Here is a 12,910-nt window from a genome sequence, read left to right as displayed (position 1 = left end):
ATTTAGTGATCTCTTAAACAAAACAGGGGTTATATTTTATTCAACCATTCTGTCTAAAATCAACTGATAACCATCAGCACCATAATTCAAACATTTTTTTACTCTACTAATAGTAGCAGTACTTGCTCCTGTATCTTGAGCAATTTCATCATAAGTAGCTCCTTCTTTTAACATCTTAGCTACCTCCAAACGCTGAGCCAAAGATTTTATTTCATTAACTGTACATATATCCTCAAAAAACTTATAACATTCCTCTTTATTCTTTAATAATAAGATCGCTTCAAATAATTGTTCTGTAAATTCATCCTTTAATTTAGAATTCAAATCCCGCACCTCCTAGTTTTCTTAACCTTATTATAATACATTTTAAAGCTCATTACCAGCAGTTTAATGTATTAAAGTAAAAGAGATTCTACACTTTAGGTTGTTAAGGTTAAGTTAAAATCTAAATAATCAGTTAAAAAATATAATTCCCAAAACAATAAAAAAGCATAAGCTATCTCCTTAAAGAGAAGATAACTTATGCTTATAATAGACCAAATTACTTTTACATAAACAAATATTTTATTACAAATAATAGTGCTAAAATATTAATTACCATATTAGTCTCCTCAGCTCTTCCAGATACCAACTTCATAATTGGGTAAAAGATAATTCCAGCTGCAATTCCTTCAGCAATACTAAAAGTAAAAGGCATCATTGCAATTGTCATAAAAGCTGGAAAAGCTTCTGTAAAGTCTTCAAAATCAACCCCTTTAATAGCTCCCATCATTAAAACACCTACTATAATCAAAGCTGGAGCTGTTGCTGCCCCTGGTACTAATAATACTAAAGGAGAAATTAATAATGAAAGAAGAAACAAAATAGCTACTACAACTGCAGTTAATCCTGTCTTTCCACCTTCAACTACTCCTGCTGTACTTTCAACATAAGTAGTTACTGTACTAGTTCCAAGGATTGCTCCTGCAGTTGTTCCAATAGAATCGGCCATCAATGCTTTACCAGCTCGCGGTAAGTTTCCATCTTCATCTAACATTCCTGCTCGAGCTCCAGTTCCGACTAAAGTTCCAATCGTATCGAATAAATCAACAAAGGTTAAAGCCAAAATCACATTTAAGATCCCAAAATTAAACAATTCCGGAAATCCATCTAAAAATGCACCAAAAGCTTCAAAATTTACTTCCAGTGAAAAAGGTGAAAACCCTTCTCCAATCTCCACAACCCCCATTGGAATTCCAATAATAGTAGTAATAATAATTCCAATTAAAATAGAGCCTTTAATATTCTTGGCCATTAAAATAGCCGTAACAATTAAACCAATCAAAGCTAAAAGAGTATCAGCTTGAGTTAAATTATCTGTTAATGCAACTAAAGTAGCATCATCTGCTATAACAATATGAGCATTCTTCAAACCGATTAAAGCTATAAAAAGACCAATTCCTGCACTAACTGCTTTTTTTAAAGATAAAGGAATTGCATTAACTAAAACTGTTCTAAGACCAGTTACCGTAATAATAATAAAAAATATACCTGAAATAAAGACTGCTGCCAAAGCCGCTTGCCAACTAAGCCCCATACCAATCACTACAGTATAGGCAAAGAACGCATTCAATCCCATCCCTGGTGCTAAAGCAAAAGGATAATTAGCATATAACCCCATAATCAAAGTAGAAATTGCTGCAGATATAACTGTTGCAGCCATAACTGCTTCAAATGGCATTCCTGCATCACTCAAAATTATAGGATTAACAATAATAATGTAAGCCATTGTCATAAATGTAGTCAAACCAGCTATAACTTCTGTCTTAAGATTAGTTCCGTTTTCTTCCAAATTGAAAAGATTTTCCAAAAGTTCATTCATTAAAAGTCCCTCCTAGTTTAGGTGTTTTATTTAATTAAACTTTTAAAAAACAAAAATCCCAAATTATAATTCCAGAGGGAATTAATAGCTTGGGATAAAGATGTAGCATAAAACTACATCTTTTCCCGTAGTCGACTAATTTACGGCTAGTCGGTAGAAACTTTCAGGCCTTATCCCTGAGATTATACGGAGGTAATAAAATTTTATTAGTTTGAAATCAATTAGTATTATATCCTTTTACAGTATAATATTATCATAGCTTAAGATATTGTTCAAGGCTAAAGCTAATATTTTTATAGTTTTCTAGTTTATAGTTCGCCTTTACCTTGGTTGCTACTGCTTCAAGACCTCTACGCGTTTTTTACAAAAACTCTTCGTCGAGTAAAAAATAATTCGAATTACTTCCTACTCCCATTCGATAGTTGCCGGTGGTTTGGAAGTTATATCATAAACAACTCGATTTACCTGTGGTACATGATTAGTAATCTTAGTTGAAATTTGCTCTAAGACTTGATGAGGAATCTTGGCCCAATCAGCAGTCATTGCATCTTTGCTTTTGACAGCTCGTAACACAATAGTATAAGCATAAGTTCTTTCATCTCCCATAACGCCTACACTACGCATTGGAGGCAAAACAGCAAAATACTGCCAAATCTCTTGATCCAATTCGGCTTTACTAATCTCCTCTCTAAAGATAGCATCTGCTTCTCTTAAAACCTCTAATTTTTCTTCAGTGACCTCCCTTAAAACTCTAATCCCTAAGCCTGGCCCAGGAAAAGGTTGCCGCCAAACTATCTTAGCTGGTAGTCCTAATTCTTCTCCTACTTCCCGTACTTCATCTTTAAATAGCCCTCTTAGAGGTTCAATCAATTTAAATTCCATATCTTCAGGTAAACCACCTACATTATGATGGCTTTTAATTGTAGAAGAGTCCTCACTTTCTCCACTCTCTATTACATCAGAATAGATAGTACCTTGCACTAAATAACCGGCATCTCCAACTTTAGCTGCTTCTTCTTCAAAGACCCTGATAAATTGATTCCCAATTACCTTTCTCTTCTCTTCTGGATCTGCAACTCCAGTTAATTGTTCTAAAAATCTATCCTGTGCTTCTATAGCAACTAAGTTCATCTCAAACTCTTCGCCAAAGGTCTTTTTCACCTCTGATGCTTCATTTTTACGCAACAAACCATGATCAACAAAAATACAGGTTAACTGCTCTCCAATTGCTTTATCTACTAAAGCAGCTGCTACTGAAGAATCTACTCCTCCAGACAAACCACAGATTACTTGTTCATTTTCTCCAACTCTTTCTCTAATCTCTTCTACTGTCTGCTCAATAAAATTAGCAGTTGTCCAATCTCCTTCACACTCACATACTTGATATAAAAAATTCTTAATTATTTCTGTTCCCTGTGGTGTATGTATCACTTCAGGGTGAAATTGAACCCCATAAAAACCTAGTTCTGCATTACCAATTGCAGCTACTGGACTATTCTCTGTAACACCAATCACTTCAAAATTATCAGGTATTTCAGAAACAGCATCTCCATGGCTCATCCAACACTCTAATCGTTGGCCCAAACCAGCAAATAGATCTAACTCTTTTTTCACTTCCATCATTGCTCGTCCATATTCTCTATTCTCTGTTGCTACAACCTTGCCTCCAGGCAACAGGTGGCTCATCAACTGCATTCCATAACAGATTCCTAAGATAGGAATCCCAAGCTCAAAAATTTCCTCCTCTATATAAGGAGCATCTTCAGCATATACACTTGCTGGCCCACCTGACAAGACAATCCCCGCTGGGTCTAACTGCTTAATCTTCTCTAAATCAACATTATAAGGTAAAACTTCTGAATAAACATTACATTCTCTAATCCTTCTAGCAATCAATTTACTGTATTGTGCTCCAAAATCTAAGACTAAAACGGTTTCTTTTTGTGCCACTATTTAACCCTCCTTAAATCTAATATAAACAAAAAACTCAAGTTATAAACCCTAATTGAATCCTTAAGGGCCAAACTTGAGAGATAGAGTCTATAGATATAGATAGATATAACCATATCACTATCTCGTAGTCAACCAGTTTGCGGCTAGTTGGTAGAAACCTCCGACCCTTATTGTCGAAATTATACGAGAAAAACTTAAAATAGTCTATTGTTCAGTTCTGGTGTTAGTATAAATCAGATCTTAATCATTGTCAAGTTCTAACTTTAAATCATTATTTTCTAAATATTTTTTACTCGTAGCTAATACTTCCTGATAAACATCTTGTAAAGCTACCCCAAAATTCTCTGCTGCTAATTTACATTCTTCATACTCTGGAGCATACTTCAAAACTGTTCCTGCTTTAAAAGCAATCTTGACAGTTATCTTACCAAAACAGGTATCTACTTCTAATAATCTTCTCCTTAATTTCTCTCTAGTTACTTCATACTTTCTGATCCCTAAAGTAGTTGTTTCTCTAAATAACACTTCTTCAAGCTGTTCTACCACTTCTATCATGGCTAATACGTTGACTTTAACTCCTGGGCGATTCTTCTTCATCATTATATTTGTTAGATAGACATCTAAAGCACCTACTTCAAATAACTTAGGAACTAGATAAGAATAAATCTCTGAATTCATATCATCAATATTAGTCTCTAGCATCATTAAAGTTTTTTCTCTTTTTTTTTACCTAACGTTACTCGCAATAGGTTACTAATCTCTAATTCCTTAGTACCCAATCCATAACCTACTTGCTCAATTACCATCTCAGGATAAGGAATAAAATCAGTAGCTAACACTTTGATTATTGCTGCTCCTGTCGGAGTAACCAACTCACTTTCTATCCCCTTAGAGTAAACTGGAAGCCCCTGTAAAATCTCTAAAGTAGCAGGAGCAGGAACAGGTATATTGCCATGAGCACAATTGACAACTCCCCTTCCTAGATGTAAAGAGGATGAATAAATTCGATCAATTTTCAGCTTATCTATACAGATTGCAGCCCCTACAACATCAATAATCGAATCAACAGCTCCTACTTCATGAAAGTGCACCTTATCTAACGATTTATTATGAATTTTAGCCTCTGCTTTAGCTATTACCTCAAAAATTTCACAACTTAACTCTTTAACATTGTCATTTAAGTTACTGGAATTGATTAATCCTTTTATATCCTGTAAACTTCGATGTTGATGTTCCTTGTGCTGGGCTACAATTACATTAAAATCAGTCCCAGTAATCCCATTTTTCTGCCCATAATCAATCTCCAATTGATAACCAGTCAAATCAATTTTTTTTAATTCTTTCATAAGCTCTTTTTGATCTACTCCTAAATCGAGTAATGCACCAATCGTCATATCCCCACTAATCCCTGCTAAACAGTCAAAATAGAGTATTTTATCCATAATATATATCATCTCCCATTAAGATTTTTCCTCCATTGCAATTTCAATCTGACGATTAATAGTACTGGCTAGATAAGCAGCACCAAAACCATTATCAATATTGACTACCCCAATCCCACTAGAGCAACTATTTAACATGGTCAATAATGCCGATACCCCCTCAAAATTAGCACCATAACCGATACTGGTTGGAACAGCTATTACTGGTTTATCTACTAAACCTCCAACTACACTGGCTAAAGCACCTTCCATTCCTGCGACAGTAATGATAATATTAGCTTCATCTAATTTATCTCTATTTGATAATAGACGATGAATTCCAGCAACCCCTACATCATATAATCTCTCAACAGTATTTCCTAAGACTTGAGCAGTTACTACTGCTTCTTCAGCTACTGGAATATCTGAAGTTCCACCAGTTACAACCAATATTTTACTTGTTGTAGTTTCAAGTTCTCTCCTTTTAACCACAACCGTCTTAGCCAATTCATTATACTCTATCTCCTCTGTTATATTTTGCAAAGCCTCATAAATTTCAGAATTGGCCCTGGTTGCTAAAATATTATTATCCCTCTCTAACATCTTAACAACTATCCCTTTAATATGCTCTACTGACTTTCCCTCACAATAAATAACCTCTGGATAACCATTTCTCAAGCCACGATGATGATCTACTTTTGCATATCCTAAATCTTCAAACGGTAAATCTTTTAACTGTTTCATAGCAGATTCTACATCTAAATTTCCACTCTTTACTTGCTCTAATGTCTGTTTAATAACTTTATTTTTCATACTCTCTCCCTCTTTCTATTTATTTTCGATTTTTTCTCTGATTCATCTAACACCTCATTCATACTCCCCGGACGATAACCTGCTAAATCTAATGTTACATAAATAAAGCCCACTTCTTTTAACTTAGCTGAAATTTGATCCATTACTTCTAGTTCAAAAAATTTCTTTCTTTCCTCAGGGGCAACTTCAATTCTAGCAATCTGCTCATGATGTCTAACCCTAAACTGTTTAAAACCAAGCTTTATTAAATAATCTTCCGCTTGCTCAACCATAGATAACTTCTCTTCATTTATCTCCTCTCCATAAGGAAAACGAGAAGATAAACAAGCAAAGGCAGGTTTATTCCACGTAGGAAGTCCCAATCTCTTTGATAATTCTCTAATATCATCCTTGGTCAGTTCAGCTTCTTTAAGAGGACTAACTACTTCTAATTCCTCAGCAGCTTTCATTCCTGGTCGAAAATCTTGCAAATCATCATAATTAGAACCATCAAGTACATACTTTATATTGCGTACCTTAGCTACTTCCTCTACTTTAGAAAATAGTTCATGCTTACAATAATAGCATCTATCAGGTGGATTGTTAGCAAAACCATCCACTTCTGTCTCTTCTGAAATAATAACTACCTGTTCAATCCCTATCTCTTTTGCTAACTGCTTTGCTTCCTTAAACTCTCTAGCTGGATATGTAGATGATCTAGCTGTAACTGCCATTGCATTATCTCCTAAAACATCTCTACAAACTTTACTTAAAAAAGTACTATCTACTCCTCCAGAAAAAGCAATAACTACACTCCCTAACTTTTCAATGATATTTTGCAACTTTTGATATTTTTGCTCTAAACTCATCTTATTACCTCCTATATTATCTACTTTATTCAAAATTCTATCAGAACACTAGTTTAAAATTCATTATAAATTTAGTTTTTCCTGCTCTCAATTTTTTATAAAAAAAGAAGGTCTTCTTAGAGTTCTCTAAGAAGACCTTCTTACTATTGACACAGAGGAAGTTACATCATTCCTGGCATTCCTCCGCCCATTCCGCCTGGCATTCCGCCACCCATTCCAGCTGGCATTCCGCCACCACCATTGCTATCTTCATCATCTCTTGCAACAATAGCAGTCTCAGTTGTCAATAATGTAGCAGCTGCACTAGCAGCATTCTGTAAAGCAGAACGAGTTACTTTAGCTGGGTCAACAATACCAGCTTCAATCATATTTACAAATTCTCCAGTAGCAGCGTTAAATCCTACTCCTGCTCCTTGCTCCTTAACCTTTTCAGCAATAACTGCTCCTTCATAACCTGCATTATCAGCAATCAATCGTACAGGAGCTTCTAGAGATTTTCTTACAATATCAGCTCCAGTTAATTCATCTCCTTCTAAACCTAACTCTTCTACTGCTGATAAGATATCAAGTAAGACTGTTCCACCACCTGACACTATACCTTCTTCGACAGCAGCTCTAGTAGCACTTAATGCATCTTCAATTCTTAACTTCTTCTCTTTCAGCTCAGTCTCTGTAGCAGCACCAACTTTAATTACCGCTACTCCTCCTGCTAACTTAGCTAATCTCTCTTCTAACTTGTCACGATCAAAGTCAGAAGTTGTATTTTCAATTTGTTGACGGATTTGAGATACCTTTTGTTCAATATTCTTTTCATCTCCAGCTCCATCAACGATAGTAGTATCATCTTTAGTAATCTTCACATTGCGAGCACTTCCTAACATAGAAACATCAACACTTTCTAAGTCTAAACCTAAGTCCTCAGTAACTACCTGCCCACCTGTTAAAGCAGCAATATCTTCTAACATTGCTTTTCTTCTATCACCAAATCCAGGTGCTTTAACGGCTACACATTCAAAAGTACCTCGTAACTTATTAACTACTAATGTAGCTAATGCTTCACCTTCAACATCTTCAGCAACAATCAATAATGGTTTGTTCTGCTGAGCAACTTGCTCTAACAATGGTAAAATATCTTGGATAGAGCTAATCTTTTGATCAGTCAATAAGATATATGGATCTTCTAGATTAGCTACCATCTGCTCATCATCAGTTACCATATAAGGTGATAGGTAACCACGGTCAAATTGCATCCCTTCTACAACTTCAAGATCAGTTCCCATTGTCCTAGATTCTTCAACAGAGATAACACCATCTTGGCCTACCTCTTCCATAGCATCAGCAATTAACTCACCAACAGCTTCATCAGCAGCAGAAATAGCAGCTACCTGAGCGATAGACTCTCTATCTTCAATTGGCTTACTAATAGTTCCAATCTCTTCTACAGCTGCTTCAACAGCTTTTTGAATTCCCTTACGAAGAATCATTGGATTAGCACCAGCAGCTACATTCTTCATTCCTTCATTGACAATAGCTTGGGCCAACACAGTTGCAGTAGTAGTCCCGTCTCCTGCAATATCATTAGTATTAGTTGCAACCTCTTTTACTGTCTGTGCTCCCATATCCTCATAAGCATCCTTTAGTTCAATCTCTTTAGCAATTGTCACACCATCATTAGTAATCATTGGTGCTCCAAAACCTTGCTCAAATACTACATTACGACCTTTTGGCCCTAGCGTTACTTTTACAGCATCAGCTAAAGCATCAACCCCAGCTTCTAATTTACGTCTTGCTTCTTCACCAAACCTAATTTCTTTTGCCATATGTAGTCAACCTCCTTGAATTATTTTCATTATAAATAGATTCGCAATTTACCAATTTTTTAAAAACTAAAATCAAACTATCTTGCTTACTCAACGATTGCTAAGATATCTTTTTCATTAACAATCAGATATTCCTCACCTTGATGCTTAACTTCTGTTCCAGCAAACTTACTATAAATAACGATATCTCCTTCAGCTACCTGTGGAGCAATAACCTCTCCACTATCTGCTCTTCTTCCTTCACCAACTGCTACAACCTTACCTTCCTGTGGCTTCTCTTTAGCACTATCTGGTAATACAATTCCACTTTCAGTCTTTTCTTCTCTTTCTACAGTTTGAATTACTACTCTGTCACCTAAAGGTCTAATTCCCATTGAACACCCTCCTTATAATATAATTTTCATTATAAACTCTTTTATTAGCACTCACCATCAACGAGTGCTAATGATTACGTAACTAATAATAACTAAATCTACCCTCAAAATCAAGTTGTTTCTGAACGTGTTAATCTGAATTAAATTTAATTAGAGGTTATTATATCCTAAAAACTCAACTTTTCTCAAATAAACTCTCTTATTTAACTATTACCAGTATTGTATTATACCCAACTTCCATTTTTTTATTCTTTAACCACTAAATATCAACTTGATTAGTATATAGTGTCAGTAGTCTGTGTCTATGGATATGGTTTTCACGGACAGTCCTGTTTTTTTAGGACTGGTAAGTTGAAGACCAACATCTTTAAATCCCTTTAAACCATAAAAATTTTGAACTTGATCTTTTACTGACACGGATTACAAACACTGACACTGTTTTGTAATTCAAACCTCGATACACCAAAAGCTACCTTAAAGTTAACGCTAGTGTTTAATACCTTAGCAGTTGACATTGTTAAATAAATAATATAAGATATTATTTAAATATCTACTTGATTATCTAAAAAAACTAAAGGAGGTATTAATTAATAATGAATCAACAAGCTGACAAGTCAGAGCAACGAGCCATAGTCACAGTTCTAGGAGCAGATAAAGTTGGAATAGTAGCTAAAATAACTACTATATTGGCTGAGCATAATGCTAATATAGTTGATATTAGTCAAACTTTATTAGAAGACATCTTCTCAATGATTATGCTGGTTGAAATCAGTGAATTAAAAGCTGATTTTGAAACCTTAAACAAGGAATTAAGAGAGTTAGAGGAAGAAATAAATGTAGAAATAAAACTACAACATGAAAACATCTTTAAATATATGCATCGAGTCTAATTAGGAGGTGACTAGATTGCTATTTAACAACAATGAAATTTTAGAAACAATCCAGATGGTTAAAAAGGAAAACTTTGATATTAGAACAATCACTATGGGAATTAATTTGCGAGATTGTGCTCACCCCGAAATTGAGAAATTAACTGCTAATATTTATGAAAAAGTAACTACTAAAGCTCAAGACTTAGTAACAACAGCTAATAAAATAGAGCGAAAGTTTGGGATCCCCATCGTCAATAAGAGAATTTCTGTTACACCCATCTCAATCATCGCTGATGCTTGCCAGGAAACTGATTATACTAGTATTGCTCAGATCTTGGATAAAGCTGCTAAAGAAGTAGGAGTTGATTTCATAGGAGGTTTTTCTGGATTAGTACATAAAGGGCATACTGAAGGAGAAAGAAATTTAATTAACTCAATCCCTCAAGCCTTAGCTACTACCGACAAGGTATGCTCTTCTGTCAATGTTGCTTCTACTAAGGCTGGAATTAATATGGATGCTGTACTAAAGATGGGAAAAACTATTAAAAAGACAGCCCAATTAACTGCAGATAAAGACGGACTAGGAGCAGCTAAACTTGTTGTCTTCTGTAATGTTCCAGAAGATAACCCTTTTATGGCCGGAGCTTTCCATGGTACAGGAGAGCCTGAAACTGTAATTAATATTGGAATTAGTGGACCTGGCGTAGTCAAAAATGTGGTTGATCAAATTCCAGATGCTGACTTTAACACCTTAGCAGATACGATAAAAAGAACAGCTTTTAAAATTACTAGAGTAGGAGAATTGGTCGGTCAAACAGCTTCTGATATGTTAAAAGTTCCTTTTGGAATCGTTGATTTATCATTAGCACCTACCCCAGCAATAGGAGATAGTGTCGCTAATATCTTAGAGAGTATGGGATTAGAATCTTGTGGAACCCATGGCACAACGGCTGCTTTAGCTTTATTAAATGATGCAGTCAAAAAAGGAGGGGCAATGGCCTCTTCATCAGTAGGAGGTCTAAGTGGAGCTTTTATTCCTGTCAGTGAAGATCAAGGAATGATTAAAGCGGCTGAAGTAGGTTCATTAAATTTAGAAAAATTAGAGGCAATGACTTCAGTATGTTCAGTAGGATTAGATATGATTGCTGTCCCAGGAGATACAAGCAGTGAGACAATTGCAGCTATCATCTCCGATGAGATGGCAATTGGAATGATCAACAAGAAGACTACTGCTGTTAGAATTATTCCTGCTCCTGATAAAAAAGTTGGCGATAAGGTTAAATTCGGTGGCCTATTAGGGGAGGCACCTATTATGACAGTAAACAAGTTCAACTCTAATAAATTTGTACAACGAGGTGGTAGAATTCCTGCTCCTATTCAAGCATTGACCAATTAAATTTATTTGACTAAGCTCAAATAAATTTAGGTTAAGTTTAAGTAGAATGCTGATGTTTGACTCTGCTACAGGTTAAAAACTGTGGCAGAGTCTTTTATGATTATCTTATTAGTTCTTATAGGTCTATTTATTGTTTAATCAAACTTAGACTTAAACTTGACCTTAATCAATTATCTCCACAGCTATTCCAAATTCTTCTTCTAATTTCTGATAGCTTTCTCCTAGCAGATCACGTCCCCAATTATCAAAAGCAACTCCCGGTAACAAGAGCAAATCAAATTCAGCTAGCTGCTCCTTACAATTTAACAATGCCTTTCTAAAATCATCTACAACTAACAAGCCAGCACATAAGATAGAACCACCAAAAAAATTATTTTTGGTAGTAACTACCTCTAAATACCAACTCGGATTATTTTTAAGTACTAACTGCAAACCCACTTTAATAACTTCCGTAGCTAATACTGAAGTTAAGATTAAAACTCGCTCAGCTCTCTGATGATTAATTACTCGTTCTAAGTTAGTCAATGATTGAGGGGCCAAATCATAGCTAAAGACCAACCCCGACCTTTCTCCAGCTAGTTTATCAATCACAACTTCTTTAATTTCTCCTTCTCTCTCTAGCTTAACTTGGGGATTTTCCATTCCTAATAACCGCTCAAAGGCATCAACCCGAGAGATAACCTCTGTTCCATCAACTTCAATAATTCTATCTCCAATTTTAATTTTACTAAAAGTAGCTGGAGAATTATTAATTACCCCTACTACTTCAGCTTTTAAATCTAACAACTTCAACGGTTCTAACATAATTGGAATTTGATATTTGGCCCGACAATCATTAATAAAATCAACTAACTGCTCCCATAAAGTAAACTTAAATTTCATTCGGCTAGGGCTTAATTTTGTATAACCTGGCAAAAACACCCTAACAGTTTGAGCACCATAAAACTCTAAAGAAGCAATAGTCTCCTCTATATTTGACCATCCAGTTACTGTCGGCAAAGCTACTATACTTCCATGATAAATAATCCCTAACTCTTTTAACCCTTTCATTACATCTAAAATTACCCTCTCTTGATGTTGCTTCATTAACTCTTTTCTATTTTTAGAGCCAATAATATTAACCGATAGATTTAGCTCAAGTGGCTCTAATCGAGCCAAATCAGTCAACATTTCAGCAGTTAAATTGATTCCATTAGTCGTCAACTGCAATACAGTATCGGGAAATTGCTCTCGTACTAAATTGAGCACCTCTATTATTTGAGGGTGAGTAAATGGCTCTCCTTCACAGATTCTAGTAGCAGACTCTCCAATTAAAATTTTACTTTCAGCATTTAAAAAAGAGATCAACTCTTTGATTTCAGTAAAAGAACGGTGTCCAGAAGAGAAAACCTCTACATTATCTGGATTTCCTTGATGGCTACAAAATAAACAGCTGAGATTACAAACTGATGTAATTGGTAGGATATTTTCTTTTTGAGCTGATAAAATAGCTAATTGCTGTTCAGTATATTCCATAATAACCATCCTTTCTAATTAATAAAGATCTCCTAAT

General features: G+C 35.1%; 10 protein-coding genes, 1 pseudogene and 2 riboswitches. Of the genes and pseudogenes, 2 read left to right on the top strand and 9 right to left on the bottom strand.

All coding sequences use genetic code 11. The features are described 5' to 3' along the window. Positions 1-36 precede the first annotated feature (36 nt). From ACKF5P_RS00615 to groES, 8 genes and pseudogenes are all read right to left on the bottom strand, one after another. The gene (locus ACKF5P_RS00615) at positions 37-324 is read right to left on the bottom strand and encodes a YerC/YecD family TrpR-related protein (RefSeq protein ID WP_408955578.1); all 288 of its coding nucleotides are present in this window, start codon (positions 322-324) and stop codon (positions 37-39) included. A 223-nt stretch (positions 325-547) separates the two neighbouring features. Further along, positions 548-1,861: an NCS2 family permease gene (locus ACKF5P_RS00610; RefSeq protein ID WP_408955577.1), complete on the bottom strand. Its 1,314-nt coding sequence runs from the start codon at positions 1,859-1,861 to the stop codon at positions 548-550. Between the two features lie 108 nt (positions 1,862-1,969). Further along, positions 1,970-2,071: riboswitch (purine riboswitch) on the bottom strand. A gap of 195 nt (positions 2,072-2,266) precedes the next feature. After that, complete coding sequence (gene guaA, locus ACKF5P_RS00605; RefSeq protein WP_408956607.1) at positions 2,267-3,814, bottom strand: glutamine-hydrolyzing GMP synthase; 1,548 nt, start codon at positions 3,812-3,814, stop codon at positions 2,267-2,269. A 105-nt stretch (positions 3,815-3,919) separates the two neighbouring features. Next, positions 3,920-4,021: riboswitch (purine riboswitch) on the bottom strand. A gap of 33 nt (positions 4,022-4,054) precedes the next feature. Further along, positions 4,055-5,256 (bottom strand): annotated as a pseudogene (gene larC / locus ACKF5P_RS00600) (nickel pincer cofactor biosynthesis protein LarC). 18 nt (positions 5,257-5,274) lie between these two features. Beyond that, positions 5,275-6,048: a nickel pincer cofactor biosynthesis protein LarB gene (gene larB / locus ACKF5P_RS00595; protein ID WP_408955576.1), complete on the bottom strand. Its 774-nt coding sequence runs from the start codon at positions 6,046-6,048 to the stop codon at positions 5,275-5,277. Continuing rightward, entirely contained in the window at positions 6,045-6,896 is an 852-nt protein-coding gene (gene larE, locus ACKF5P_RS00590; RefSeq protein WP_408955575.1) for an ATP-dependent sacrificial sulfur transferase LarE, read from the bottom strand. Before larE ends, larB begins: the two co-directional genes overlap by 4 nt. Before the next feature lie 161 nt (positions 6,897-7,057). Then, positions 7,058-8,716 carry a chaperonin GroEL gene (gene groL, locus ACKF5P_RS00585; RefSeq protein WP_408955574.1) on the bottom strand — a complete coding sequence of 553 codons (1,659 nt, stop codon included), beginning with the start codon at positions 8,714-8,716 and terminating at the stop codon, positions 7,058-7,060. Between the two features lie 86 nt (positions 8,717-8,802). After that, positions 8,803-9,090, bottom strand: coding sequence for a co-chaperone GroES (gene groES / locus ACKF5P_RS00580; protein WP_408955573.1), 288 nt, complete (start codon positions 9,088-9,090; stop codon positions 8,803-8,805). Positions 9,091-9,683: 593 nt separating this feature from the next. Between groES and ACKF5P_RS00575 the strand changes: the two genes are divergently transcribed. Further along, positions 9,684-9,980 carry an ACT domain-containing protein gene (locus tag ACKF5P_RS00575; RefSeq protein WP_408955572.1) on the top strand — a complete coding sequence of 99 codons (297 nt, stop codon included), beginning with the start codon at positions 9,684-9,686 and terminating at the stop codon, positions 9,978-9,980. Between the two features lie 16 nt (positions 9,981-9,996). Next, positions 9,997-11,358 carry a PFL family protein gene (locus tag ACKF5P_RS00570; protein WP_408955571.1) on the top strand — a complete coding sequence of 454 codons (1,362 nt, stop codon included), beginning with the start codon at positions 9,997-9,999 and terminating at the stop codon, positions 11,356-11,358. 162 nt (positions 11,359-11,520) lie between these two features. Here the strand turns inward: ACKF5P_RS00570 and ACKF5P_RS00565 are convergent, their stop codons facing one another. Further along, the gene (locus ACKF5P_RS00565; RefSeq protein WP_408955570.1) at positions 11,521-12,873 is read right to left on the bottom strand and encodes a DUF512 domain-containing protein; all 1,353 of its coding nucleotides are present in this window, start codon (positions 12,871-12,873) and stop codon (positions 11,521-11,523) included. Between the last annotated feature and the right edge of the window lie 37 nt (positions 12,874-12,910).

The sequence above is a fragment of the Natroniella sp. ANB-PHB2 genome (assembly GCF_046097105.1).
Lineage (GTDB): Bacteria > Bacillota > Halanaerobiia > Halobacteroidales > Halobacteroidaceae > Natroniella.
The sequence above is the reverse complement of the archived record's forward strand: the minus strand, read 5'-3'. Positions and strand labels throughout refer to the sequence as shown.